The sequence below is a fragment of the Streptomyces sp. NBC_00442 genome, assembly GCF_036014195.1.
Taxonomy (GTDB): Bacteria; Actinomycetota; Actinomycetes; order Streptomycetales; family Streptomycetaceae; genus Streptomyces.
Window position 1 is genome coordinate 620,933 of sequence record NZ_CP107918.1, and the last position, 25,641, is coordinate 646,573.

Consider the following 25,641-nt stretch of genomic DNA (forward strand, 5'->3'; position numbering starts at 1 on the left):
CGGTTAGACTGGCAGTCGACGAGAGGAGCGGTATGGCAGGCCGCAGGCGCTGGACGACCGACGAGATCCTGGATGCGGCGGCGGAGCTGCTGCGCACGAGCGACGCCGAGTCGTTCAGCGTGCGGCGGCTCGCCGCGACGCTCGGGACCGATTCATCGAGCCTCTACCGGCACTTCCGCAGCAAGACCGAGCTGCTGCGCGCGGTCGCCGACCGGGTCCTGCTGGCCGCCATGGACGACTTCCGGCCGCAGGGCGACTGGAAGCAGCGCATCACCGGTCTGGCCCTGCGGCTGCGCGAGGCCTTCGGCCAACAGCCCCAGCTCGCCTCGGTCTGGGGCCGCTACGCGTCGAGCGGCGCCGGCTCCCGGCTGGTCATGGAGGAGGTCCTGCAGGCCCTGCGGGCGTCGGGCCTGCCCGAGGCCGAGATCCCGGGGCGCTACCACCGGATCGCGATCCTCATCGCCGCGTTGATCTCCTCCGAGGCCGGGGTCAGCACCGTCGCCTCCGACGAGTTCGAGCAGGGCATGGAGCTGTTCCGTGTCGCGGTGCTCGGCGCCGACCCCGAGCGCTTCCCCGCGCTGGCCCACTTCGCCCGCGACGTCCGCCCTCTGGGGGTGGACCGGCGCGCCGCGTTCGAGGACATCCTCGCCGCCCAGCTCGCCCACATCGAGGGTGCGGTCGGCCCGGTCGCGCCGGCCCCCGAACGCAACCGGCCGACGGGGACGGGCAGCCGCTGAGCGCAACCGGTCAACCGGCTCCGCCGGCCATCCAGTCCCGCCGATCAGCCGGTCCCGCAGGTCAGCCGGCTCCGCGGGTCAGCCGGCTCCGCCGGTCCCGCCGGTCCCCCGCTCCGGGACGACGAACTCGCACCACACGCACTTGCCGCTGCCGCGCGGCTCAACGCCCCACACGTCCGCGAGCCGGTCCACCAGCATCAGGCCGCGCCCCGACACTCCGGACGCGCCGGCCTCCCGGCGGCGCGGCAGGGCGCTGGAGCGGTCCTCCACCTCGACGCGCAGCCGGCGTTCGGGCCCCGAAAGGGCCCGGATGGTCACGATCGCCCCGCCGTCGGTGTGCATGAGGGCGTTGGTGATGAGCTCGTCGGCGGCCAGCTCGATCTCATCGGAGCGCTCGCGGGCGCCCCAGGCGCGCACGGCCGCACGGATCATGTGCCGGGACGAGCTGAGCGCCTCGGGGTCGTTCTGCGCCACGTGCTGGCGCAGCCTTCCGCCGCCCTGCGGCACTTCCGTGACGTTGCGGCGCAGGAGCAGCAGGGCCACGTCGTCGTCACCGGCCCGCTCGTCGACGACGTCACAGAGCCGGTCCGCGAGCGCCTCCAGCTCCTCGGGCCCCGATCGCACCAGGGAGGCAAGGAGCTGCATTCCGTCGTCGAGGTCGGTGCCGGGCTGCTCGACGAGCCCGTCGGTGTAGAGCAACAGGGTGTGGCCCGGGTCGAGTTCCACCGTCGAGACGGGGTATTCGAGGCGTCCGAACTCGGCCGAGAGCCCCAGCGGAAGGCCGCCCTCCACCGGCAGTCTGCGACAGCTGCCGTCCGGGAGGCGCACCAGCGGGTCGACGTGCCCGGCCCGCACGATCTGCAGCACGCCGGTGCCGAGGTCGGCCTCCGCGTACGTGCAGGTGGCGAAGCGGTCGGTGTCCAGTTCGTGGAGGAAGACCGAGGCGCGGGCTATCACGGTGGCGGGCGAGTGGCCCTCGGCCGCGTACGCGCGCAGCACGATGCGCAGCTGTCCCATGACGGCGGCGGCGTGCGTGTCGTGTCCCTGTACGTCGCCGATGGCCACGCCGACCCGGCCGCCGGGCAGCGGCACCACGTCGTACCAGTCGCCGCCGATGTCCCGGCCGAGCCGGGCCGAACGGTAGCGGACCGCGAGCTGGGCTCCGGGAACCCCGGGGATGCGGCGAGGCAGCATCGCCTGCTGGAGCCCCTCGGCCAGGTCGTGCTCCTGCTCGTACAGCATGGCGCGCTGGAGGGACTGGGCGATCGAACTGCCCAGCGCCACAAGGAGGTTGCGCTCCTCGCTGCTGAATCCGCGCTTGTCGCCGTAGAGCAGGCCGATCGCGCCGATCGGGCGGGCCTGGGCGATCAGCGGGAGATAGGCGGCGGAGGTGATGCCGAGGCCGCTGATGTTCGGCCACAGGCCGGGGTAGGACGTGGCGAAGTCCTCCGGCGATTCGATGAACCGGGGCGCGAGCGTCCGCACGACCTCACTCATCGGGTACTGCTCGTCGACCCGGGTCCACCGGGTGCCGGGCACGAAGCTGCCTTCGGGGCCCTCGGCGATCAGATGGATGCGGCCCGCCTCCAGAAGGCCCATCACCAGGCTGGTGGCACCCAGGTACTCGGGGCCCCGGGAGTCCCGCATGACGTCGATGACATCGGTGACGGTCCTGGCGTGCGCGAGGGCGGCCGTGGTCGCCTCCACGACGCTGGTGGTGCGGCGCCGTTCGTCGTCGAGGCCGACCCGCGCGGTGGCGTCCGCGAGCTCCTGGGCGGCGTCGCGGACGATGCCGACGATGCGCAGCGGGCGCCCGGTCTCGTCGCGGCGCACGAAGCCCTGGGTGTGGGTCCACTGCAGGCTGCCGTCGCGGCGGCGGATACGGAAGTACACGCCGTAGTTGACGCTGCCGTTCTTGAGCGCCTGCGAGACGAGCGCGTCCAGCCTCAGGGACTCGGCGGGCGGCACCCGTGCGGACAGCGTCTCGGGTCTGTTGTCGTACTCGTCGGGACGCAGGTCGAAGACGCCGAGCGCGGGCTCGTCCATGTGCATCTGGCCGGTGACCAGGTCCCAGTCGAAGCTGCCCATCCGCAGGTCTGGGCCGTACGAGTGAAGGAAGCGGCATTCCTCGCCGTCGGCCGGGTCACCGCAATGGCACAGGTCGGCCGCCCCTCCGCCCCCTTCAGCCACGTCCATGGGGCCACGCTAGGCGCAGCCCGGACCGCGCGCATGCGGGAGGGCGGGGGCGCGGTCCCGCGGGGGTCAGTGCGCCGGGGACGCCTTGCGCAGGGCGGTGATGCAGGTGCCGATGGCCGCCTGGAGGTCTTCGAGGCGCTGGACCATGTCGTCCTCGTAGATGTCGTCGGCGTCATCGAGGGTGAGCTCCTCGAACACCTTGGTCGCCTTCTGCAGGCTGCTGTAGAACTTCGTGCGGCGTTCCTGGACCCGCAGCTCGGGGTCGGCCTCGACGGCCTCGGCGACCAGGCCCTTGACGGTGTCGTACGCCTCGGTGGCCCACTCGCCGGCCTCTTCGGAGCCGTCGAGCTCGTCGAGGAGCGAGAGGTGCCGCTCGGCCTCGGCGCGCAGGTCGGCGGGGGCGTCGACCTTCTGGCCGGCGGCGGTCCGGATCTGGCCGTTCTCGACGATCTGACGGACGTATCCGATGCGGTCGGCGGCCCTGGTCTCGCTGGCCACCGCCTTCTTCAGTTCGTCGGTGCGGGCGATGTCGCGGGCCAGCTCGGTCTGGAGCGCCGGGTCTTCCTTGATGCGGTCCAGGAGCGCCGTGCGGGCGGCCTGGGCGGTGCCGGGGTCGGCGAGGATCGCGGCGCGCAGCGCGGTGGGGTTCTCGGCGACCTCCAGGGCCTTGGTCGGCCGGATGCCCTCGGCCTCGGCGGCCGCCGTGATGGCGCTTCCCCGTTCGGAGGACGCTCCGGAGCGCGACACGTAGTAGGCCGACCACGCGTCGGCGTCGGGCAGTTGGATGTCCTCGCCCGGCACGAGCGCCTCGAAGAGCGGGACGAGGCCGTCGTCGGATGCCTTGTCCCACGCCTTGTAGTAGCGCATGACGCGCTCGGCGGAGCAGCCGGCCAGCGCGCTGAACTCCTTGGCCGAGACCTTGGGCGTCTCACCGGCGGCCTGCCCGCCCGGACGGACGCTGCGCGCCACCTTCAGGGCGAACGCCCAGCCGCCGGTGCGGGCGTAGGCGCCGAACTCGCGGGCGTCACGCGCCACGCTCTCGTGCACTTCGCCGGCGGACGGTGCGGACGGTTCGGGCAGGTCGATCGCGACGGTCACGGAGGACGCTCCTGGCTGCTCGGGGAGGCCGACGAAGGAGTCGGACAAGGGGTGCAGCCTATATGCACCCCTTGATCCGGCTTTTCGTGACGCCCCGTGCCGGGCGCGGTGCGTGGCAGGGACGGGCCGGCCGGGGCCCGTCAGACGTTCTCGGATTCCGGCGAGGGTCCGTAGATGTCGTAGTCGTCGGGCCCGCTCGGCAGGCCGCTCGGGACGTCGCTCGGCAGGTCGTTGGGCGGTGAGGGCAGGTCGCCGGGCGGGCTCGCATCCGGTGCGGGCGAGGAGGACGGCGGCGACGGGGAGAGGGAGGGCGGCGGCGCGGTCACGGTCGCGGTGGCCGTCGGGCAGCCGCTGGTGGCCGGCGCGGGCTCGCTGGGCGGTGCGGGCGGCGTGGCGGGCGCCGACGGGCTCGGCGTCTCGGTGGCCGTCACCGTCGGGGTGGGCGTCGGGCAGTCCGGGCTCGGCGGCGGGCTGGTGACCGGCGGCGAGGTGCTGGGGGACGCGGGAGGCGACGGCGGCTCGGGAACGGGCGGCTTGACGGGATCGATGTGGATGTCGGGGCGTCGGCGGTCGCGTTGGCCGTCGTCGCCGGTCTGCCGCTCGATCCAGGTGTTGTTGACGATGTTGACGATGATCAGGTTGTTGACGACGACCGTCGTGGGCCGCACCACGATGACGCGGTCACCGCGGTAGCCGGGCCAGGGCTTGCCCTTGTCGTTCCAGTTGCCCTGGTGGGCGTTGGGCGGCTTGAGGGGGTTTCCGCAGGCGCACCGCACCCGCGGCGCGCCGTGGTCGTCGACCAGGACGGCGGTGCCGGCCTGGAGCACCGACTGGAAGCTGGTGGCGGATCCGTCGCGGAAGCCGTGGTTGGTGACGCGGGTGTCTGCCCGCAGCACGACGGGCGTCAGGTCGCGCAGGAACCCCGCGACCGAACCGGGGCCGATTCCCGCGGCATCGGCGAAGGCCCGGTTCTTGGCCCGGTCGCCGCCGAGGAAGCGGATCTGCTTCTCCACGTCACAGCTGGCGACCGACTGCGTGCCGCCGTACAGGCCCGGGGTGGAGCCCGAGACGGTGCGCGCCGGCGAGAGCCCGGCCGTCGGGTTGCCCCTCCCGCTGCCGGGTGGCGTGGCCGGGGTGGGGGTCGCCGTCGACTCGGCCGTGGACTGGGTGAACGGGTCCGGTCCCTGGGCCGCGATCGGCTGGAGGGTGAGGTCCTGCCGGCTGTCGGCTCCGTTGGCACCGCCGCCGCATCCGGCGGCGAAGGCACCGACGGAGAGCACGGCGACGGCAGTGGCGATGGTGCGCAGGGTCGAGGGCACGTGGATCTCCCACCTGTACGCCCCGAGTTGGCCCCTCATTGTGTGCAGCAGGCGCGCGCCCCGCGCAAACGCACTGGGCGAAACGGGCGAGTCACCCCCTCACCCGGACCGCTCCGCCCGGTCGCACGCCGGGTGCGTCACAGCAGTTCGGGGCGGTGCCAGGGGGTGCCGAGCACGTGGTGGTCGAAGAAGTTGAGCAGCGTCGCGTACCAGAGCCGGGCGTGGGCGGCGCCGAGTACCCAGTGGCCCTCGTCGGGGAAGTACAGGAACTTCGCGGGGACGCCGAGGCGCTGGAGGTCCTGGAACAGGGACATGCCCTGGCCGACGGGCACCCGGTAGTCCTTCGCGCCGTGCACCACCAGCATGGGCGTGCGGATGCGCTCGGCGGCGAGGGAGGGCGAGTCCTCCTCATAGCGTTCCGGCTGGGTCCGCGGGTCCCCGAAGACGCGCCGGAAGTGCACCGAGGCGTCCGTCTCGGCCTGGTGCGACCGCAGGTTCCAGATCGAGGCGTGCGAGACGATCGCCTTGAAGCGGTCGGTGAGGGTGGCGATCCGGTTGGCCATGTAGCCGCCGTACGAGGCGCCCGCGAGGCCGGTGCGGGTGGCGTCGATGTCGGGGCGGGCCTCGGCGGTGTCGGTCATCGTCATCAGGTCCCGGTAGGGCCGGCCGCCCCACTGGCCCCAGCCCCGCTCGTGCATCCGCGGCCCGTAGCCGGGCGAGAGCGCGGGGTCGGGCAGCAGGACGGCGTAGCCGCGGGCCGCGAAGGGCCAGGGGTTCCAGCGCCAGGTCCAGGCGTTCCAGGAGGTCTGGGGGCCGCCGTGCGGGAAGACGATCAGCGGTGCGGGCCGTTCGGCGCGGGCGCCTTCGGGCAGCACCAGCCAGGAGCGCAGCGGGAAGCCGTCGTCGCCCACGGTGTGCACCTCGGTCAGGGTGCCGGGCAGCCGGCCGACGGCGCCCGGCGCCTTGAGCGCGACGGGTTCCTGGTCGGGCGCGGCGGCGTCGAGGCGGACCGGGGTGGGCGGTGCGTCCACGGCGCTGCGCAGCGCGTACAGCGTGCGGCCGTCGGGTGCCACGCAGAGCGAGGTGTACGCGCCGGAGGCGGTGAGCCGGGTGAGCGTGCCGTCCGGGTCGCGCCGGAACACCGGCGAGTGGCCGAGTTCGTCGGCGGTGAACCAGAGGGTCTCGTCGTCGCGGCGCGGCGAGACCACGGCCGCAAGGGGCCAGTTCGCGAACCCCGCCAGGAGGTCGCTCTCGGCGCCGCCGGGCAGGTCGATGCGGACCAGGGTGTAGGAGAAGGACGTCTCGTACGTCGCGACCAGCTCGCGGACGCACACCAGGGCGGAGCCGTCGGCGGTGAACAGCGGGGCGCCGTACTCGTATCCGTCCCGGTCGACGACGTGCAGTTCCTCACCGGTGGCCGCGTCGGCGACCACCACGACGCTTCGGTTGCCCTCGGGCACCGGGCCGTGCACGAAGCGGGTGTGGGCGACGCGTGTGCCGTCGGGCGAGAGCGCCGTCTCCGCGTCGCTCACGAAGCCCTGCCCGCCCGCGTCGACGGCCGAGCCGTTTCCCTCACCGGCGGCCGGGCCGCCGTCGCCTGCGGTGCGGACGAAGGTGTGCGGCTCGTCGGGGCCGAGGTCGGAGTCCCAGAACCGGGTGATCCCCGACTCGTGGAGGATCGCGGTGACCTTGGCCTCGGCCCTGTCCTTGCGCAGCTTGCCGTGGGCCTCGGCGTCGGGCGCGCCGGGCAGCAGCCCGGCGGTGTAGGCGAGGACGCCGGCGTCCCTGGCGAGCGTGAACCCGGCGATGCCCCCCGGGTGACGGGCCGCCGGGCGCGCCTCGCCGCGCTCGGGCAGCGCCCAGACGCCTGGGCCCTCGTCGTCGTGCTCCCCCGCGGCCGGGTCGTTGTTCTCGCGGCCCGACAGGAAGTACAGGGTGCCGTCCGCCGAGAACGCGGGCGCCGATTCGCCCGCGCGGGAGCGGGTCAGCCTGCGCGGCTCGTTCACCCCGGCGGGGTCGATGTCCCACAGGCCCGAGACGAAGCCGTTGCCGTCGGCATTGGGGCCCTGCACGGCGGCCACCAGCCGCTGCCCGTCGGGCGAGAGGGCGAGCCGGTTGACGCGCGGCGTCGCGAGGAAGGCGGACAGGTCGTGGAAGGCGGTGGGCTCGCCTGCTGTCTCGGGCATGCCGGCCATCCTGCCGCGCGGCGCTCCCTGCCAGCAAGAACGCCGGAAGCCGGGCATGAGTTCTGACGTTCCGTCACAACCCTCTGCGGGCAACGGCATTGGGGGCGCCATGCCACTCGGGCGGGCACCCGCATCGGGGCGTCCCGCCCTGTCGCCGAGGGTGCCCTACGGCCCGCGCCCCCTGCGAACAGGGGGCGCGGGCCGGTGGATCGCGCGGGTCAGTCGATGCCGGGCAGGATGTGCGGTTCGGCGAGGTCCTCCTCGTAACCGGCGAGGCGGATCGGTGCCGATCTGGCCCAGACCTCGATGTTGCGGAGCTTCTCGGGCCGTCCGGCCCGCTCGCCGCCACGTTCCGGTGTCCGGCGTTCTCGCTCTGTCGTCTCTGGTGTCACCGCGCACTCCTCTGTGTCGCGTAACCCTGGGCGTCCCGGTTGCGTCGTCCGCGACCCGGTGTCCGTCCACCCGAGGGCGGGGGCAAGGGCAGTTCTGACGCGGTGGCGCCGGCTCTCTGTCCGCATCACGGCCACAGGTTGCGGGACGGATCCGGAACGGGCCTGGAGGGTTGGTGGACCCGCCGTGGCTACCGTGCGCACCAGAGTAACCAAATGAGCGCGGTCGCGCTCGATAGGGCCACTTCCTTTGCGTCAACTTTCCTTCGCCGGGCGTTCAGCCCGGCGTTCACCCGCCATGATCTGCTGACCTGGTCGGCTGCCGCGCGCGGGGAGGGGAAACGGATGGAGCTGTCGGGCAGGACCGGTGCGGGGCGGTCGGTGGGCTCGGCGGGCTCGGTGGAGGAGCTGATGGAGCTCCTCCACGACTGCCGCGGCGCCTGGGACACCCCCGATCGCAGCGGCGATCCGGTGGACCTCCACGACCACGCGCTGCAGACCGCCCACCTGCTGCGCCGCTCACACCCGGCCGACAAGGAACTCCAGGTCGCGGGGCTCGTGCACGATCTGGGCCATGTGCTCCGTCCGGGTGATGACGCCGGGCACGCCGACACCGCGGCACGGGCGGTGCGGTCGCTGCTCGGCGCGCGGGTGGCCCGCCTCGTCGAGCTGCACGTGGCCGCGAAGCGCTATCTGGCGGCGGTCGAGCCCGACCGTACGCTCTCGCCCGAGAGCGCCCTGACGCTGCGGGCGCAGGGCGGGGTGATGGGGCCCGCGGAGGCGGCCGCCTTCGCGCGGGATCCCCTGGCCGAGGATGCGGTGACCCTGCGCCGGGCGGACGACGCGGGGAAGGTCGTGGGGCTCGACGCGGGCGTCATGGACGACTGGCGTCCGGTACTCGAACTCGTCGCGGAACGCGCGGGACAGCCCTCGGACCGCGGCCGCTGATGCCCGGTCCGGAGCCCGGCCGCTGACGCCGAAGGGGCGCCGCACGTCCGTGCGGCGCCCCTTCGGCACGGGCTTCTTGCTGGGATTCCCGAGGTGATTCCTGAGGGGCCGAAACCGGCCCGGCACCTACCAGTTGGCGGGCCGGTAGTCCTTGAGGAAGACGCTGTGCAGGTCCTCACCCAGCTCGCCGCGGACGATCGGGTCGTAGACGCGGGCCGCGCCGTCGACCAGGTCGAGGGGGGCGTGGAAGCCCTCCTCGGCGAGGCGCAGCTTGTCGTGGTGCGGGCGCTCGTCGGTGATCCAGCCGGTGTCGACCGAGGTCATGAGGATCTTGTCGGTCGCGAACATTTCCTGGCCGCTGGTGCGCGTGACCATGTTCATGGCGGCCTTGGCGGCGTTGGTGTTGGGGTGCCCCGCGCCCTTGTAGCCGCGGCTGAACACACCCTCCATCGCCGAGACGTTCACCACGTAGGCGCGGCCGTTCGGCGCCTTGCGGGCGGCGTCGGCCATCGCCGGGCGGAGCATGCTGATCAGGATGAACGGCGCCGTGTAGTTGCACAGCTGGGTTTCCAGGAGCTCGACCGGGGAGATCTGGTCGATGGACTGCACCCAGGTGTTGGAGTCGACGACGTCCGGGAGGAGACCCCCCGCGTCGAGGGCGGTGCCGTCCTGGTACTTGGCGATGCTGGCGTTGCCGGCCACGAGGGCGAGGTCGGCGACCCGCTGGGCGTCGAGCCCGGAGGCGCCGACGGGAAGCGCGGTCAGCCCGTCGACGGCGCCGGAGTTGAACGCTCCGATGACGTGATGGGCGGGAAGCTCACCGGCGGGAAGCGGCGCGCTCTCGCCGTCGACCAGGGCCGCGTAGGCGGAGGGCAGCCGGCGCACGGTCTGGGTCGCGTTGTTGATCAGGATGTCCAGGGGGCCCTGCCGCGCGGTCTGCTCGGCGAGGGCGACGGCCTGCGCGGGGTCACGCAGGTCGATGCCGACGACTTCGAGGCGGTGCATCCACTGCGCGGAGTCCTCCATCGCCTTGAACCGGCGGATGGCGTCCTTGGGGAAGCGCGTGGTCACGGTGGTGTGCGCGCCGTCACGCAGGAGTCGCAGCGCGATGTACATACCGATCTTCGCGCGGCCTCCGGTGAGCAGGGCGCGCTTGCCGCTGAGGTCCGTGCGTGCGTCGCGGCGGGCCCGGTTCATGGCGGCGCACGGCTGGCAGAGCTGGTGGTAGAAGGCGTCCACCTCGACGTACCGGGCCTTGCAGATGTAGCAGGAGCGGGGGCGCCGGAGTATGCCCGCGATCTCGCCCGTGACGGACGAGCTGGGCAGCAGACCCTCGGTCTCGTCGTCGATGCGCTCGGCGGAGCCGGTGGCGGTCGCCTCGGTCACGGCGCGGTCGTGGGCGGTCTTGGCGGCCCTGCGCTCCTGGCGGCGGCGCTGCTTCACGGTGCGGTAGACGCCGGCGGTGGCACGGCGCACGGTGACCGCGTCGGGGTGGTCGACGTCGATCTGGTCGAGTTCCGCCAGCACGCTCAGGCAGAGCGCGAGCCGCTCGGGATCGATGCCGGGGCCGAAGTCCTGGTCGACGCCCTGTGCGGGCCGCTCGTCGACACCGGGGCCGGTCCCGTGGCCCTGGAAGTCCTCTGTCACCGTCATCGCCGCTGCGTTCCTCGATCAGTCAGAGATCAGTCAGATCAGTCATGAGTATCAAGTTCCCAAAAGCGCCATGGTACGGAGCGATCCCCCCACATACCAAACCGCCCGCCCCCGCGGAAGCGGGGGCGGGCGGTGGCGCGGGATCCGGTGGCGGACCACGGGCGGCGCCGCGGCCGTCGAGGCGGGCCGAGGCCACGTAGCGCCGGGTGGTGGAGGTGTCCTGCGCCTTCACGCCGGAGGCGCCGCGCGGGCAGGAGCGCCGGCCGAGGGTGAGGTCGACCCGGTCGACGAGGGGCATGCCACCAGCAGCGCGCCCCCAACTCCCTTCCGCCGCCCGCCCGTACGGGGCCGTGGGCGCTTACGCCTCGGCGGCCGCGACCCGGGCCAGGGCCTCCTCGCGCAGACCCGCCCGGTCGGCGCCCAGCGACGCCAGGACCTCAAGGCCCCGTCCGCCGTCGGGCGCCGCGAGCAGGCCGAGCAGGATGTGCTCGGTGCCGAAGCGGTCGTGCCCGAGCGCCTGGGCCTCGCGGAGGGTGGCCTCGAGTGCCTGCTTGGCGTGGGGCGTGTAGGCCGGCCTGGGGTACTGGAAGGCGCCGGGTCCGAAGCTGCTGTCGGCCTGCCGCTTGATCTCCTCGACGTCGATGCCGATGGAGGCGAGCGCGTCCTTCGCGGGCTGCCCGCCGCTGCTCGGCACCCCGGCCGCTTCGAGGACCCGTACGGTCTCCGCGCGCAGCCGGTCCACCTCGATTCCCCGTGCGGTCAGCGCGTCCCGGGCGATGCCGTCGGTTCCGGCGAGTCCGAGCAGGATGTGCTCGGTGCCGATGAAATCGTGGCCGAGCGCGATCGCCTCGTCCTGCGAGGCCACGATCGCCCGCTTGGCCGGCTCGGTGAAAAACTCGAACACCTTCAGTCCTCCTTGCCTGTGGCTTTGCGCCTGCTCGCATGCTTTTCGTGCACCGACTGCCTGCTGACCTGCAGGGACGACGCGATGTTCTGCCATGACCAGCCCTGCTCGCGGGCGTTGTCGACGTGCACGCGCTCCAGTTCCTCCAGGAGGCGGCGCAGCGCGACGACCGCCGCGAGTCCGACGGCGGGGTCCTTGTTGGTGACTTGTCCGGCCAGCGAGGCCGGTGTGTCCTCAGCTCCCATGACCGTCAGGATTCCCTGACAGCATCGGGCTTGTCAAGATGCCCTGACACAGCGCGTCCGGGACGAGGCAGGGCGGCACGGAGTGGCGAGGGGATGACGGGGGATGACGGGGGTGTCTAGTTCATGCCACTTTGGCACGAAGTCATGGGTGGCCGGTTCCACGCCCGCGGGCAGGACGTTCGCCGTCCCGCGGCCCGGTCCGGCCCGCGGGACGGAAGGTGATCTTCCGAAGCCCTTGACGCCCATTTTGAGCTGCGGTTTTACTGATAGTCCGATATCTGGGACGCCTTTGGTCGTATGTCTCTACTCCTCCTGGAGTACGGCGCATTCGGTGCTCAGGGACGACGACACGGGGTCCACAACGAGACATCGTGGGAGCCATGAGCGCCCTTGTCCTGGCCGTGCTGCTGTCCCTGGTCGCCGCCGTCGCGTACGCGGCGGCGGCGATTGTTCAGGAGCGCGTCGCCGCGTCCGCCCCGAGCAGCGCGTACGCCCCCGTACGGCGCCCGGCGTGGTGGGGCTCGGTCGGCCTCAACGGGCTCGGTGCGACGCTGCACGTCGCGGCCCTCGCCTTCGGGCCGCTGACGCTGGTGCAGCCCATGGGCGCGCTCACCATCGTCTTCGCGCTGCCGATGTCGGCGGTGTTCGTACGGCGACGTGCGGGGGCCGCGGCCTGGCGCGGGGCGGTCATGGCCACGGTCGGCCTTGCCGGGCTGCTCGTCCTGACGCGCGGCGCGGACAGCGATGTACTCGCCCCGCAGTCGCGTCTGATCCTGGTCGCGGCGGGGTACGGCGCGGTGGCGGCGCTGTTCCTGGCATCGAGGGCGCCGCGCCGTGCGGCCACCCGCAGCGTCCTGCTCGCCACGGCGGCGGGCGCCGCCTTCGGCCTCGCCTCCGTGTTCACCAAGTCCGTCGCCGAGGACTGGAACGCGGGGCTTCCCCTGCGGGAGGTGCCCATCCTGTTCGCGATAGCCGGATTCGCGTGCGCGGGCCTGCTGCTCTCGCAGGCGTCCTACCGCGGCGCCGGCCTCGCGGCGCCGCTCGCCACGGTCACCGTCGTCAACCCGGTGGTCGCCGCAGCCATCGGCCTGACCCTGTTCGGCGAGTCCTTCCGGTACGGGACCGCGGGCACCGCGATCGCCCTCGGATGCGGTGCCGTGGCGGCGGGCGGGCTGGTCCTGCTCACCACGGAGCGGCTCGCCGCCACCCGCCACGACAAGCCCGTCCTGACCGCGGGCACACCGCCCCGGCCCGACGGCGACGAGCGCCGCGAGGACACCCCGGATCAGACCGCGACGCCACCGGCCCTCAGATAGGCGAGCGGGTCCACGTCGGAGCCGTAGCCGGGTCCGGTCCTGATCTCGAAGTGGAGGTGCGGCCCGGTCGCGTTGCCCGTCGCGCCCGAACGCCCTATCCGCTGGCCGGTGTTGACCTTCTGGCCCGTCTTCACGGTGAGCGCGGACAGGTGCGCGTACTGGCTGTAGCGGCCGTCGGGATGGTGGATCACCACCTGGTATCCGTACGCGCCGCCCCAGCCCGCCTCGACGACCGTGCCCGAGGTGACCGCCCTGACCGAGGTACCGGTGGAGACGGGGAAGTCGACGCCGGTGTGGTAGCCGCTCGCCCAGGACGAACCGGCCTTGCGGTACGGGGTGCTGGGGTGCGCGTCGACCGGTGCGGTGAACCCGGCGGACTTGACGGGTGCCTTCGCGACAGGCTTGGCGGGCGCCTTCGCCACGGGCTTGGCCGCCGGCGCCTTCGCCGCGGGCTTGGCGGCGGGCCCCGGCACGCTCTTCGGCGGGGCGGTCGGCTTGGCGGGGGCGGCGCCGGGCAGCGCCAGGCGCTGTCCCGGGCGGATGAGGTCCGGGTCGGCGCCCACGACCGTGCGGTTCTCGGCGTACAGGTGCGGCCAGCCGCCCTGGACGCGCTCGCGCTCCGCGATCAGGGACAGCGAATCGCCGTGCACCACGGTGTACGACTCGCGCACCCCTGGCACCTTGGTGGGGCTCGCCTGCTCGGCCTTCTGCGCGGCGGACGGCTTGGTGGCCGTCGCCTTCACGGCGGACGGCTTCGCGGTGTGCGGCTTGGCAACGGGAGCCGCGGCCTGCTTGATCTCGGTGCGGCGCTGGGTCGTCGTGGTCAGGTGCGGCGCCGAACCGCCCCGGGTCAGACCCGCCTCGCCCGAACAGACCGGCCAGGCGCCGGGACCCTGCCCCTTGAGTACCTTCTCGGCGACGGCGATCTGCTGGTCGCGGCCGGCCAGATCGGCGCGCGCCGCGTACTGGCGGCCCCCGTACGCATCCCAGGTGGACTGGGTGAACTGGAGTCCGCCGTAGAAGCCGTTGCCGGTGTTGATGTGCCAGTTGCTCGTCGACTCGCAGGCCGCGACCTTGTTCCACACGTCGACGGAGGCGGCGTCCGCGGTGCCGGCCGCGATCAGCGGAAGGGCGATGCCCACCCCGCCCGCCGTGACCGTCAGGGACGCCTGGTTGATCCGGCTCGGCTGGTACCGGCGGTGACGGCCGCGTAAGGCCATGAGTCCCCCTCGAAGGCATCAAGAGCCGCCAAAATAGGGGCTGCGAACTGGCCATGACAAGGGGTCGGACGAACAGAGAACGGCGCTCGGACCGGGGCAGGACTTTCGGCACCCGTGTCGGGCACCCGGTCCATCCCGTCTGACGTGGTGCGTTACATAGGGTGGGCCGCAACCGCGCGTCGTGACGGTTGCTCGTGGCGCCGCGAACCCCGAGGATCCAGGAGCACACGCATGAGTGGAACAGCCCAGATCGGCGTCACCGGACTCGCGGTCATGGGCCGCAACCTCGCCCGCAACTTCGCGCGCAACGGTTTCACGGTCGCCGTGCACAACCGGACGGCCGCCAAGACCCGCGCGCTGGTCGAGGAGTTCGGTTCCGAGGGCAGCTTCGTCGCGGCCGAGTCGCCGGAGGATTTCGTCGCGGCCCTGGAGCGGCCGCGCCGTCTCGTCGTCATGGTCAAGGCGGGCGACCCGACGGACGCGGTCATCCAGGAGTTCGCCCCGCTCCTCGACAAGGGCGACGTCATCATCGACGGCGGCAACGCCCACTTCGAGGACACCCGCAGGCGCGAGCGCGAGCTGCGCGAGCGCGGCATCCACTTCGTCGGCGTCGGAATCTCCGGCGGCGAGGAGGGCGCGCTGAACGGCCCCAGCATCATGCCGGGAGGATCGGCCGAGTCGTACAAGTCCCTCGGACCGCTCCTTGAGCGGATCGCGGCGAAGGCCCCCGACGGCGCGCCGTGCGTCACCCACGTGGGTCCCGATGGCGCGGGCCACTTCGTGAAGATGGTGCACAACGGCATCGAGTACGCCGACATGCAGCTCATCGCGGAGGCGTACCACCTGCTGCGCGCGGTCGCGGGCTACTCCCCCGAGAAGATCGCCGAGACGTTCCGGGGCTGGAACACCGGCCGTCTCGACTCGTATCTGATCGAGATCACGGCCGAGGTCCTCGCGCACGTCGACGCCGGGACGGGCAAGCCGTTCGTCGATGTGGTCGAGGACGAGGCCGAGCAGAAGGGGACCGGGCGCTGGACGGTGCAGATCGCCCTCGACCTCGGGGTCCCCGTCTCGGGCATCGCCGAGGCCGTGTTCGCCCGCTCCCTCTCGGGCCACGCCGAACTGCGGGAGGCGGCCCGCTCGCTGAACGGACCCACGGCGGACCCGCTCGGCGCGGCGGAGGCCGCGGAGTTCGCCGCGCAGGTGGAGCAGGCGCTGTACGCGTCGAAGATCGTGTCCTACACGCAGGGCTTCCACCAGGTCCAGGCGGGCAGCCAGAACTACGACTGGGACGTCGACCCCGGCACGGTCGCGGCCATCTGGCGCGCGGGCTGCATCATCCGGGCCGCGTTCCTCGACCGGATCCGGGCCGCCTACGACGGACAGCCCGACCTGCCGAGCCTGCTCTCGGACAAGCACTTCGCCGACGAAATCGGCGCCGCCCAGGACGACTGGCGTGCGGTGATCGTGGCGGCGGCCCGCCAGGGCGTTCCGGTGCCGGGCTTCTCGGCGGCGCTCGCCTACTACGACGCGCTGCGCGCCGAGCGCCTCCCGGCGGCGCTCACGCAGGGTCAGCGCGACTTCTTCGGCGCGCACACCTACCGTCGCACCGACCGGGAGGGCTCGTTCCACACGCTGTGGGGCGGGGACCGGTCCGAGGTGAGCGCCGGCTGACGAGCCGGCGGGGGCCGGCCCGGGGCGAGCGCCGGCCGACGAGCGCCCCGGCCGGACCCGCTGGGCCGCTGGATCCGCTCAGCCCGCCGGTTCCGGCTGCGGCGGCCCGGGTACGGGTTCGGGGCCCGGAGGCTGCGGCACCGGGTCCGGCAGATCCGGATCCGGGTCGGGCTGCGGCGGCCGGGGGTCGGGACCCGGGCTCGGCGGCTGCGGGTCGGGACCGGGGCCGGGCCGTGGCGGGACCGGGTCGGGGCCGGGGCCGGGGCCCGGGTTGGGAATCGGGCCCGGTTCGGGGTCGGGCAGCGGCGTGGGCCACGGCGGGGTCGGTTCCGGGTGCGGCACGGTCATGGTCGGCCTCCTCAAGGTTCGAGTTCAGCTTCACCCGCGCGCCTGCCCTGCGCCCGCCGGTTCAACCCGTCCGGGTCGGCCCCGCCGCGGCCACCGCCGCCCGCAGCCCGAGCCGGGGACTGGCGAGGACGGAAACGCCGCACGTGGTGCGCGCGGCCGCCGGGGCCATCGAGGCCTGTGCGAGCACGACGACATCGACATCGCACAGCGCGTCGACGGTCCGCGCGATCGCCGCGCAGTACGCCTGCGCGTCGCCCGACTCGAAATGCGCCCAGGCTCCTTCGGCCAGGACCGTACGCAGGACGAGCGCCTGGACGGCGCCGGCCCCTTCGCCGGTCGCCCCCTCGCCGCGCACGACGCCCCGTACGCGCGTCGCGCCCTGGTCGCGCGTCGCGCCCTGGTCGCGCGTCGCGCCCTGGTCGCGGAGCGCGTCCTCTTCACGGATCAGCGCCGCGGTCGGTTCCAGGGTGGACTCGACCGTCGCCACCACCGCGATCCGACGGCCGTGCGCCACGGCGGCCGCGGCCATCGGCCGGTCGACCCGGAGCACCGGAACGCCGAGCGAGACCGAGGCCGCCTCGGCGACGGCACCGATCGTGGAGCAGGTGCACAGAACCGCGTCCGCACCCCGGGCCACCGCCCCGGCCAGGACGGCGCGCACGTCGCCGGTCACCGCGTGCGGACCCGACTCCCGCGCCCTGTCGAGCAGTTGGCCGTGCACGAGGTGGCGCAGTTCCAGGCCGGGGGCCTCGTCGTCGCGCAGGGCGTCGAAGACCGGAACGTGTGCGGGAGAGGTGTGCAGCAGTGCGAGCCTCGTCACCAGCGCTCCGGATCCGCCGCGAGCCGGGCACGGGCCGCCTCGACCAGCGCGGCGGGTGCGGCCGGGGCCTCGTCGGGATGCCGTTCGGCCCAGGTGGCGGCGTACGGGCACAGCGGCACGACCGGCACGCCCTCGCGGGCCGCCATGGCGTAGAACTCTCTCACCAGGGCGCTCGCGATGCCCTTGCCCTCGTGCTCGGGCTCCACCACGGTGTGCACCGCGACCAGCGCGGCGGGCCGCCCGTCGAGGGTGAAGTAGTCGATGCGGCCAACCGCTTCCCCGTCCTCGGACGCGGCGAGCAGACCTCGCGAGCGGTCGTCTCGTAGCTGCACCATGTGCGGGTCCTCTCCGAGGAAGCCGGTGGCGGCGCCGACCGGGGCGCGCCCGGGTCGGCACCTGATCCGCCGGCCGGGAGCCCGGCCGGGCGGTTCAGCCGTGGGGGGTGTTCTGCGCGGTGCCCTGCGGGGCGGGGATACGGGCGTGCGGGCTGCGTTGCTGGTCGCTGCCGGGAACGGGGGCCGAGGCATCGGCACCCAGGGCCACGATCCGGTTGTCTCCGTCCACGTGCACCACCCTGGGCTTGAACGCGCGCGCCTCGACGTCGTCGATCTGGGCGTAACTGATGAGGATCACCAGGTCACCGGGGTGTACGAGGTGGGCGGCGGCCCCGTTGATGCCGATGACGCCGGAGCCGCGCTCGCCCTCGATGACGTACGTCTCCAGGCGGCTGCCGTTGTCGATGTCGACGATGTGGACCAGCTCACCGGGGAGCAGGTCGGCCGCCTCCATCAATTCGGCATCCACGGTCACCGAGCCCACGTAGTGCAGATCGGCCTGGGTCACGGTGGCTCTGTGGATCTTGGACTTGAACATGGTGCGTATCATCGAGGCACTCCTGGACGCAGGCTCCCTGCCTGCGTTTTTGCAGGTCAAGGGCGGTTTCTCAACTTTACAACGAGTCGCACCGGACAGCGATCCCCAGGTTCTCCAGGACTCGCGCTGACCACTCGCCGACTTCGCTGACGCGCCGTCAGGCGAATGAAGGAGAGCTTCGCCCGCCCTCCTGGACACCACCGCGACGACGGCACAAGCCTACGCAGCACCCTGCGAAGGATGTCCGTGATCACCGTCACTCCGGCGGTCCCGGCAGCACCACCGGCACCATCACCGTCGTGACGAGCGACAGCAGCGACAACTCAGCAGACCGGATCAGGCCATCGGGTTCTCCAGCAGGGTCACCAGGTTGCCGTCCGGGTCCTCCAAGGCGGCGAACCGGGCACGTTCACCGCCGGTTTGCACCGGTCCCGCCGTGAGACCGCGCTCCGCCAGCTCGGACAGCGCCTCGTCCAACGCGGGCACCTCCAGATTGAGCAGCGTCGAGCCGGCGTGCGTCGGGTCCTCGAAGACCTGGAGCCAACCGCTCGCGGTGAGATGCCAGTCGGCCAGTGACGGCATCGGCCGAAGGTCCGCCGGGCGGCCCAGCAGCCGTTCATACCAGGCCACCGCGATGTCGATGTTCCGTACCGGAGAGACCATCAGTACGCGAGTCACGTCCATGAGAATCACCTGCTTCCACAGCGCGTTCAGGGTGCTTGCTCCACTGCAGACAACACCCGGAGCCAGAACTCATCGGGGCATCCCACGCCGGACGGGAAGCCCCCTCACTCGCCATCTGGAGCGCAGCCTTCAGCGCCAGGCACCCGCATCGCCGTTCGTCTCGGACCGTGAGCGGGTCAGGCGTCCACGCGGTGCCCCGCGAGCCGGGTGACCATCTCGGGGTCGTGATGGTCGAAGAACAGGGAGCCGCCCGTGTCGAGGCCGGCGATCCGGGCCATCTGCTCGTCGCTGAGCCGGAAGTCGAAGACGTCCATGTTCTCGGCCATGCGCTCGGCGTGCACGGACTTGGGGATGGCCACGACGCCGCGCTGGGTCAGCCAACGCAGGACGACTTGGGCGACGGACTTGCCGTACTCCTTCCCGATCCCGGCGAGCAGCGGGTTGGCGAACAGGTCGTTCCTGCCTTCGGCGAAGCCGCCCCAGGACTGGATCTGCACCCCGTGCTCGCGCATGAGGTCCTGGTAGTCGGCGCGCTGGAAGAAGGGGTGGGTCTCGATCTGGTTGACGGCCGGGGCGATCTCGTTGTTGATGATCAGGTCGATCAGCCGGTCGGGGTAGAAGTTGGCGACGCCGATCGCCTTGGTCAGGCCCTCTCGGTTGAGGGCCTCCATGGCGCGCCACTGGCCGTAGACGTCACCGAAGGGCTGGTGCATCAAGTACAGGTCGAGGTGGTCCAGGCCCAGCTTGTTCAGGGACGTCTCGAAGGCGCGCTTGGTGTTCTCCTCGGCGGGGGCGTCCTGGACCCACAGCTTGGTGGTGACGAACAGGTCGCCGCGCGGAACACCGCCGGCCTTGATGGCGCGGCCCACGGCTTCTTCGTTGCCGTAGGCGGCGGCGGTGTCCAGCAGGCGGTAGCCGGCGGCCAGGGCATCGGAGACGGCGCGCTCGGTGTTCTCGGCGGGGATCTGGTAGACGCCGAAGCCGAGGAGCGGCATTTCGACGCCGTTGTTGAGGGTGACGGTCTCCATGAGCGGATGTCCTTCGCTGTCGGCGTGGGGGCGGGCGTTCGGGAGCGGACGAAGGCCTTGAGGAGGTCGGTGCCGTTGCCCCCAGTCTCCCCGCGTCCGGCGGGTCGTGCCGGTCGGAGCCCGCCGGAGGACGGGGCGCCGCCGCTGACCTCGCTGGGCGTGATCACGAGCCTGGGCATGGCGTCTCCGTCCAGGTCGCCGTGAGCTGAAGGTCCGTGGGCGAGCTCGCGGACCGCGTGCCCAGCGGCACGGCGTGCGCCACCAGAGCCAGAGCCGCACCGTGAAGGACTGGGAGAGCCTGGGCTTCGGCGCCCGGCGGGAGGACCCTCAAGACCGCCGTGGATTCCTGGTCACCCTCACCCAGGAGGGCCGCGCCGCGCTGGACAAGGACCGCAAGGCCGGACGCGACTGGGTCGCCCAGGCCGTCGACGCACTCCCGAGCCCGGACGAACAGATCCAGCTCGCCGCCCTGCCGCACCTCCTGGACCGGCTGTCCGACTACGGCGACAGACGGGGATGATCCTTCACGTGGTCGCGGCGGTCTAATGAACTCCCGTACTGAGTACGGGAGTTCAGTCGGATCCGAGGGCCAGCCTCGCGGCGAGTCCGGCGAAGACCGTGCCGCTGAAGAGGTCGAGTCCCCGTGCCACCCGGCGGCTTCGTCGCAGCAGCGACGAGAGCCGGCCGGACAGCAGGCCGACGCAGGCGTCGACGGCCAGCCCCACCAGGACCAACGTGAGCCCGAGGATCAGGAGTTGACCCACCCCGTGGCCGAGATCCGGGTTGACGAACTGGGGCAGGAAGGCCACGTTGAAAAGGATCACCTTCGGGTTGAGCACATTGGTCACGGCCCCTTGCCGGAACGTCCGGACCCGCCCCGGGACGGGACGCGCGACGGCCGTGGCCTCGTCGTCACCGGGGCCCGACCGGTGACGGAACGCCTGAACCGCGAGGTAGAGGAGATAGGCCGCGCCGACCCAGCGCAGGGCGTGGTAAAGCGACGGCAGTGACATGAAGAGCGCGGAGAGACCCAGCGCGGCGGCGCCCGCGTGCACCAGGGCGCCGAACGCCACCCCCAGGGCCGCCATCAGGCCCGTGGCGGGCCCGCCGCGTCCCCCCATGGCCACGATGAACATCATGTCGGGCCCCGGAGTGATGCACAGGGCGAACGCGGCGGCCAGGAACGTCAGGTACAGAGATGTATCGACCATGGCCGCCATGCTGATCAGAGCGCCCGCGCACGGCGACCCAATTCCGAGGGGTGAGACACGGGCCGCCGACCGTCCGTGCACGGGGCGGGTCCGTCACCGCCCCGCGTCCCTCACCGCCCCGCGTCCTCCTTCAGCATGTCGGCGCACTTCTCGCCGATCATCATCGTCGTGATGCACGGGTTGACGGTGACGAGGTCCGGCATCGCGGAGCCGTCGGCGACCCGCAGGTTCTGGATTCCCTTGACGCGCAGCCGGGCGTCGAGCGGGGCGGTCGGGTCGTCGTCCGCGCCCATCTTCACCGTGCAGGACGGGTGGTAGACGGTGTTGTGCGTCGTGGTGATGTAGTCGAGCAGCTCGTCGTCGCTCCGCACGCCGGGCCCCGGCGCGAGTTCGGCCCCCGCCCACGGCGCGAGCGCGGGCTGTGCGGCGATCTCGCGGGCCAGCCGCAGCCCGTGCGTCATCACGCGCACGTCGTGCTCGTCCGTGAAGTACCGCGGGTCGACGCGCGGCTTGTCCCGGAAGTCGCGGGTACGCAGCCGCACGGTGCCGCGCGAACGCGCGCGGGTGACGTTGGGGGTGAGACAGAACGCGTTCTCGCTCGTCGGGTAGCCACGCCGGTAGGTGTTCATGTCGAACGGCATCGAGCCGTAGTGATACATCAGGTCGGGCCGGTCCAGGCCGGGGACGGTGTCGACGAAGATGCCGATCTCCCACCACTGCTGGGACGTGGTCACCATGGGCCGCTTGGCCTCCCACATGATGACGCCCTCCGGATGGTCCTGGAGGTTCTCCCCCACACCGGGCGCGTCCACGACCGGGTCCACGCCCACGTCCCGCAGGTGGCCGGCCGGCCCGATGCCCGAGAGCATCAGGAGCTTGGGCGTGTCGATCGCGCCGCAGCTCACGATCGTCTCGCGGCGCGCGGTGACCGTACGGGAGTGGACCAGGTCCGGGTCGAGATAGGCGGCGCCGGTGCAGCGCCGGTCGGCGTCGATCAGCAGATGCTTGGCACGGACTCCGGTGCGCACCTCCAGGTTCGGCCGCTTGCCGAGCACGGGATGCAGATAGGCGACGGAGGCCGACTGGCGCATGTTGTTCTCGTCGGAGTTGATCTGGAACCATCCGGCGCCCCGCAGGACCGTCGTCCCGGTGTTGAAGGCGGTGGTGGGGATGGAGGCCTCCGCGCACGCCTTCAACAGGGCGCTGCCGCACGGGTCGTTGGGCTGGACGGTGCGGATCTTGACCGGGCCGGAGCGGCCGTGGTGGTCGCCGGGCCCGTCGTTGGTCTCAAGGCGCCGGTAGAGGGGGTAGGTGTCGGCCGCGCCCCAGCCCGAACAGCCCGCCGCTTCCCAGGCGTCGAGGTCCTCGGCGGGCGCCCAGAAGGCGATGCAGGAGTTGTGCGAGGAACAGCCGCCGAGTACGCGGGCGCGGGCGTGCCGCATGTAGCTGTTGCCGTGCTCCTGCGGTTCGACGGGGTAGTCCCAGTCGTAGCCGGATTCGAGGAGCCCCATCCAGCGCTCCAGGCGCAGGACGTTGTCGTCGCCGACATCGCTCGGCCCCGCTTCCAGGAGGCAGACCGTGACCGACGGGTCCTCACTCAGCCGGGCGGCGACGACACAGCCGGCGGTGCCGCCGCCCACCACCACATAGTCGAACTCGTCCACGTCTGCTCCTTCGCGTCGGTCGGTCGTGGGGCCTCTACGGTGCGCCGTGGGCCATGGGTTCCGAGGGGCCTCCGGCGGAGTGCTCGGCGAGGACTCCGGTCTGCTTGCGCTGGACGAACCAGTAGTAGAGGAACCCGCCGACCCCGACGACGCCGACGAACAGGACGCCGCCCCAGCGCAGGTACCAGTGCTGCGGCCCGGTGGCGTTGTAGACCGCGGCGCGCGGCCACAGCAGGTTGACGGTCATCGCGGCGCCCCAGAGCACGGCCAGGATGTTGACGGGGATGCCGAACCTGCCGAGCGAGAAGCGGCCGGGCGATGTCGTCCAGCGGCCGCGGAGCCGCTGGATCAGCAGCGGGAGCGTCACCAGCAGATAGGCGATGTAGATCATCACGATGGCGATGCTGGTGACGACGGAGAAGATCTGCGGCTGGTTGATGTTGACGACCAGGATGACGATGGCCACGATCCCGATCAGGCACGTGGCCAGGACGGGCGTCTGGAACCTCGGGCTGAGCCGGGCCAGCTTCGAGCCGCCCGGCAGGTTGTTGTCCCGGGCCATCGCGAACGCGAGGCGGAGTCCCGCCGTCTGCACCGACAGCGCGCACACGGTGATGGCGATGACGACGCACCACAGCACGACCACGCCGATGGTGTGGCCGAGCGCGGCCTTCACCACGTATTGCAGGCCGTCCACGGACAGCTCTTTCGCGTGCAGGTCGGGGGCGGCGAGCAGCGCGAACAGCAGGATCAGGCCGCCCAGCAGGAAGGAGGCGATCAGGGCGCGCAGGATGGCGCGCGGCGCGTTGCGGGCGGGGTCGATGGATTCCTCACCGAGCGAGGAGGCCGTGTCGAATCCGTACATCACGTACGCCGAGGCGAGTGAGGCGGTCAGGAACGCGCCGAGGTAGCCGAGCGACTGCCCCTGTCCGTAGCCCTCGGTCTGCACGATGGCGCTCGGGCCGCGGGTGATGTGCGCGGCGAGCAGCCCGACGAGGACGACGGCCGCGACCAGCTCGATGAAGACGCCCGCGGAGTTGATGGTGGCCATCAGCTTGACGCCGAACGCGTTGACGACGGTCGTGAAGAGGATCAGGATCGTGCCGAGCAGCACCGCGTTGGCGGCCTTGTCGTACTTGCCGGTGCCGTCGCCGATGATCTGGAAGACGCTGGAGATCTGAGGGAGCGTCAGCTGGTAGGCGAGGGCGACGGCCGCCAGCGACACCATGGTCGCGACCGTCATCATCCAGCCCGCGAGCCAGCCGACGTGCGGGCCGCCGGAGTGCTTGGACCAGTTGTAGACCGACCCCGCGACGGGGAAACGGGCGGCGAGTTCGCAGAAGCACAGGGCCACCATCAGCTGCCCCAGGAAGACCATCGGCCAGGACCACCAGTAGGCGGGCCCGCCGAAGCTCACGCCGAAGTAGAACAGCTGGAAGGTGCCGGTCAGGATGGAGATGTAGCTGATGCCGGCGGCGAAGGTGTGGAAGTTGCCGAGCGTCCGCTTGAGTCCGGGCTTGTAGCCCAGCTCGGTCAGGGCCGCGTCTTGGTCGGAGGACGCGTTCGTGGCCGGGTCGTCCGGGCCGGGCGGCATGTCCGCCATGGCAGGTCTCCTCGTTCCGTACGGGCAGGGGGCAGCGCTTCGCAGGACGGGATCAGTCGAACCAGCGCTGCGGTTCGGCCGCGGTGTTGCGCCAGATGTGCTTGGCCTCGCTGTACTCGGCGAGGCCCGCGGGGCCCAGTTCACGGCCCACTCCGGACTGCTTCATGCCGCCCCATTCGGCCTGCGGGACATAGGGGTGGAAGTCGTTGATCCAGACGGTGCCGACCCTCAGGCCCGCGGCCACCCGGTGGGCCCGGCCCTCGTCGGTGGTCCACACGGCGCCCGCGAGTCCGTAGACGGTGTCGTTGGCCAGGGCCACCGCCTCGGCCTCGCCGCGGAACCGCTCGACCGTCACCACCGGGCCGAACGACTCGTCCTGGACCACGGACATCTGCGGGGTGCACTCGTCGAGGATGGTCGGCGGGTAGTAGAAGCCGTTCGCGAGCGCCGGGTCGTCGGGCCGCGCGCCGCCGAGCCGCAGGACGGCGCCTTCGGCGACACCGGCGGCTACGTACGCCTCGACCTTGTCGCGGTGCGCGGCAGAGATGAGGGGGCCGGTGCGCGCGTGTTCGTCGAAGGGGCCGCCCATGCGGATCCGCCCGGCGCGCTCCACGAGTTCGGAGACGAAGCGGTCGTGCAGCTCGTCCTCGACCAGGAGCCGGGCGCCCGCCGAGCAGACCTGTCCCGAGTGCAGGAAGACGGCCATGAGCGCGTAGTCCACGGCGGTGTCGAAGTCCGCGTCCGCGAAGACGATGTTGGGGTTCTTGCCGCCGAGTTCGAGGGCGATCTTCTTCACGGTGGGCGCGGCGGCCGCCATGATGCTCCGCCCGGTGGCCAGGCCACCGGTGAAGGAGACCAGATCGACCCGCTCGTCCGTGGTCAGGGGCGCGCCGACGACCGCTCCGGTGCCCAGGATCAGGTTGGCGGCCCCGTCCGGAAGGCCCGCCTCCTGGAGGAGCCCCATCAGGAGGATCGCGGTGTGCGGTGTGAGCTCGCTCGGCTTGAGCACGAAGGTGTTGCCGGCGGCGAGCGCGGGCGCGACCTTCCACGCGGTCTGCAGCAGCGGGTAGTTCCACGGGGTGATCAGGGAGCAGACGCCCACGGGTTCGTGGACGACGCGGCTGTCGACGGTCGGGGTGCCGGTGTCGACGATCCGGTCCGTGCCCCCGGCCGCGGCGAGGTTGCCGAAGTAGCGGAAGCAGTTCGCGATGTCGTCCATGTCGTACTCGGACTCGACCAGGCGCTTGCCGGTGTCGAGCGACTCCGCACGGGCGAAAGCGGCCTTGTCGCGTACGAGGAGGTCGGCGACCCGGAGCAGCAGCGCGGCCCGGTCCGCGACGGGTGTGCGCGGCCACGGGCCCCGGTCGAACGCGTCACGGGCGGCGGCCACGGCTGCGGCCGCGTCCTGCGGTCCCGCCTCGTCCACCTGGGCGACCAGCGTGCCGTCGGCGGGGCACCTGATCTCCCGCGTGTGCCCTTGCGCGGCCGCCGTCCACCGGCCGGCGATGAACAGCTCGGGCATGGC

The 25,641-nt window shown here is 72.2% G+C and carries 24 protein-coding genes; 5 read left to right on the plus strand and 19 right to left on the minus strand.

Features of this window, described 5'->3' with window-relative positions; translation table 11 throughout:
* Positions 1-32 precede the first annotated feature (32 nt).
* Positions 33-737, plus strand: a complete 705-nt coding sequence (locus tag OG432_RS02850; RefSeq protein WP_328307366.1) for a TetR/AcrR family transcriptional regulator — start codon at positions 33-35, stop codon at positions 735-737.
* Positions 738-815: 78 nt separating this feature from the next.
* On the opposite strand, the gene OG432_RS02855 is transcribed toward OG432_RS02850, so the two are convergent.
* From OG432_RS02855 to OG432_RS02875, 5 genes are all read right to left on the minus strand, one after another.
* Positions 816-2,825 (minus strand): SpoIIE family protein phosphatase, encoded by a 2,010-nt coding sequence (locus tag OG432_RS02855; protein ID WP_328314977.1) that lies wholly within the window; start codon positions 2,823-2,825, stop codon positions 816-818.
* Positions 2,826-2,999: 174 nt separating this feature from the next.
* Positions 3,000-4,031: a hypothetical protein gene (locus OG432_RS02860; protein ID WP_443058544.1), complete on the minus strand. Its 1,032-nt coding sequence runs from the start codon at positions 4,029-4,031 to the stop codon at positions 3,000-3,002.
* A 140-nt stretch (positions 4,032-4,171) separates the two neighbouring features.
* Positions 4,172-5,350, minus strand: a complete 1,179-nt coding sequence (locus OG432_RS02865) for a DUF6777 domain-containing protein (protein WP_328307368.1) — start codon at positions 5,348-5,350, stop codon at positions 4,172-4,174.
* Positions 5,351-5,487: 137 nt separating this feature from the next.
* Complete coding sequence (locus tag OG432_RS02870; protein ID WP_328307370.1) at positions 5,488-7,536, minus strand: S9 family peptidase; 2,049 nt, start codon at positions 7,534-7,536, stop codon at positions 5,488-5,490.
* 218 nt (positions 7,537-7,754) lie between these two features.
* A complete protein-coding gene (locus tag OG432_RS02875) occupies positions 7,755-7,928 on the minus strand; it encodes a hypothetical protein (RefSeq protein WP_167152006.1) in 174 nt (57 codons plus the stop codon).
* 342 nt (positions 7,929-8,270) lie between these two features.
* Between OG432_RS02875 and OG432_RS02880 the strand changes: the two genes are divergently transcribed.
* Entirely contained in the window at positions 8,271-8,873 is a 603-nt protein-coding gene (locus tag OG432_RS02880) for an inositol oxygenase family protein (protein ID WP_328307378.1), read from the plus strand.
* Positions 8,874-8,999: 126 nt separating this feature from the next.
* Here OG432_RS02880 and OG432_RS02885 read toward each other — a convergent pair whose 3' ends face one another.
* From OG432_RS02885 to OG432_RS02895, 3 genes are all read right to left on the minus strand, one after another.
* The gene (locus OG432_RS02885; protein WP_328307380.1) at positions 9,000-10,526 is read right to left on the minus strand and encodes an SDR family NAD(P)-dependent oxidoreductase; all 1,527 of its coding nucleotides are present in this window, start codon (positions 10,524-10,526) and stop codon (positions 9,000-9,002) included.
* 358 nt (positions 10,527-10,884) lie between these two features.
* Positions 10,885-11,430, minus strand: coding sequence for a Clp protease N-terminal domain-containing protein (locus OG432_RS02890; protein ID WP_328307382.1), 546 nt, complete (start codon positions 11,428-11,430; stop codon positions 10,885-10,887).
* Between the two features lie 2 nt (positions 11,431-11,432).
* The gene (locus OG432_RS02895; protein ID WP_161248636.1) at positions 11,433-11,675 is read right to left on the minus strand and encodes a hypothetical protein; all 243 of its coding nucleotides are present in this window, start codon (positions 11,673-11,675) and stop codon (positions 11,433-11,435) included.
* A gap of 380 nt (positions 11,676-12,055) precedes the next feature.
* Between OG432_RS02895 and OG432_RS02900 the strand changes: the two genes are divergently transcribed.
* Positions 12,056-12,991, plus strand: coding sequence for a DMT family transporter (locus OG432_RS02900; protein WP_443058328.1), 936 nt, complete (start codon positions 12,056-12,058; stop codon positions 12,989-12,991).
* Here the strand turns inward: OG432_RS02900 and OG432_RS02905 are convergent.
* A complete protein-coding gene (locus tag OG432_RS02905) occupies positions 12,961-14,211 on the minus strand; it encodes a peptidoglycan DD-metalloendopeptidase family protein (RefSeq protein WP_328307386.1) in 1,251 nt (416 codons plus the stop codon). The genes OG432_RS02900 and OG432_RS02905 overlap by 31 nt on opposite strands.
* Positions 14,212-14,442: 231 nt before the next feature.
* Here OG432_RS02905 and gndA point away from each other — a divergent pair, with 231 nt between their 5' ends.
* Complete coding sequence (gndA, locus tag OG432_RS02910; protein ID WP_328307388.1) at positions 14,443-15,885, plus strand: NADP-dependent phosphogluconate dehydrogenase; 1,443 nt, start codon at positions 14,443-14,445, stop codon at positions 15,883-15,885.
* Positions 15,886-15,963: 78 nt separating this feature from the next.
* Here the strand turns inward: gndA and OG432_RS02915 are convergent, their stop codons facing one another.
* The 6 genes from OG432_RS02915 to OG432_RS02940 form a co-directional block, all read right to left on the minus strand.
* Entirely contained in the window at positions 15,964-16,233 is a 270-nt protein-coding gene (locus tag OG432_RS02915) for a hypothetical protein (protein WP_328307389.1), read from the minus strand.
* A gap of 61 nt (positions 16,234-16,294) precedes the next feature.
* Entirely contained in the window at positions 16,295-17,053 is a 759-nt protein-coding gene (locus OG432_RS02920) for an arylsulfatase (protein WP_328307391.1), read from the minus strand.
* A complete protein-coding gene (locus tag OG432_RS02925) occupies positions 17,050-17,388 on the minus strand; it encodes a GNAT family N-acetyltransferase (RefSeq protein WP_328307393.1) in 339 nt (112 codons plus the stop codon). The genes OG432_RS02920 and OG432_RS02925 overlap by 4 nt, the downstream gene beginning before the upstream one ends.
* Positions 17,389-17,482: 94 nt before the next feature.
* Positions 17,483-17,938, minus strand: a complete 456-nt coding sequence (panD, locus tag OG432_RS02930) for an aspartate 1-decarboxylase (protein ID WP_328307395.1) — start codon at positions 17,936-17,938, stop codon at positions 17,483-17,485.
* A 324-nt stretch (positions 17,939-18,262) separates the two neighbouring features.
* The gene (locus tag OG432_RS02935) at positions 18,263-18,610 is read right to left on the minus strand and encodes a VOC family protein (RefSeq protein WP_328307397.1); all 348 of its coding nucleotides are present in this window, start codon (positions 18,608-18,610) and stop codon (positions 18,263-18,265) included.
* Between the two features lie 176 nt (positions 18,611-18,786).
* Positions 18,787-19,638 (minus strand): aldo/keto reductase, encoded by an 852-nt coding sequence (locus OG432_RS02940; RefSeq protein ID WP_328307399.1) that lies wholly within the window; start codon positions 19,636-19,638, stop codon positions 18,787-18,789.
* 253 nt (positions 19,639-19,891) lie between these two features.
* On the opposite strand from OG432_RS02940, the gene OG432_RS02945 reads away from it, so the two are divergent.
* Positions 19,892-20,158 carry a MarR family winged helix-turn-helix transcriptional regulator gene (locus tag OG432_RS02945; RefSeq protein WP_328307401.1) on the plus strand — a complete coding sequence of 89 codons (267 nt, stop codon included), beginning with the start codon at positions 19,892-19,894 and terminating at the stop codon, positions 20,156-20,158.
* 52 nt (positions 20,159-20,210) lie between these two features.
* Here OG432_RS02945 and OG432_RS02950 read toward each other — a convergent pair whose 3' ends face one another.
* From OG432_RS02950 to OG432_RS02965, 4 genes are all read right to left on the minus strand, one after another.
* Positions 20,211-20,849, minus strand: a complete 639-nt coding sequence (locus OG432_RS02950) for a LysE family translocator (protein ID WP_328307403.1) — start codon at positions 20,847-20,849, stop codon at positions 20,211-20,213.
* 110 nt (positions 20,850-20,959) lie between these two features.
* Complete coding sequence (locus OG432_RS02955; protein ID WP_328307405.1) at positions 20,960-22,513, minus strand: GMC family oxidoreductase; 1,554 nt, start codon at positions 22,511-22,513, stop codon at positions 20,960-20,962.
* Between the two features lie 34 nt (positions 22,514-22,547).
* Positions 22,548-24,116 (minus strand): APC family permease, encoded by a 1,569-nt coding sequence (locus OG432_RS02960; protein WP_443058329.1) that lies wholly within the window; start codon positions 24,114-24,116, stop codon positions 22,548-22,550.
* A 52-nt stretch (positions 24,117-24,168) separates the two neighbouring features.
* Entirely contained in the window at positions 24,169-25,638 is a 1,470-nt protein-coding gene (locus tag OG432_RS02965; RefSeq protein ID WP_328307407.1) for an aldehyde dehydrogenase family protein, read from the minus strand.
* Between the last annotated feature and the right edge of the window lie 3 nt (positions 25,639-25,641).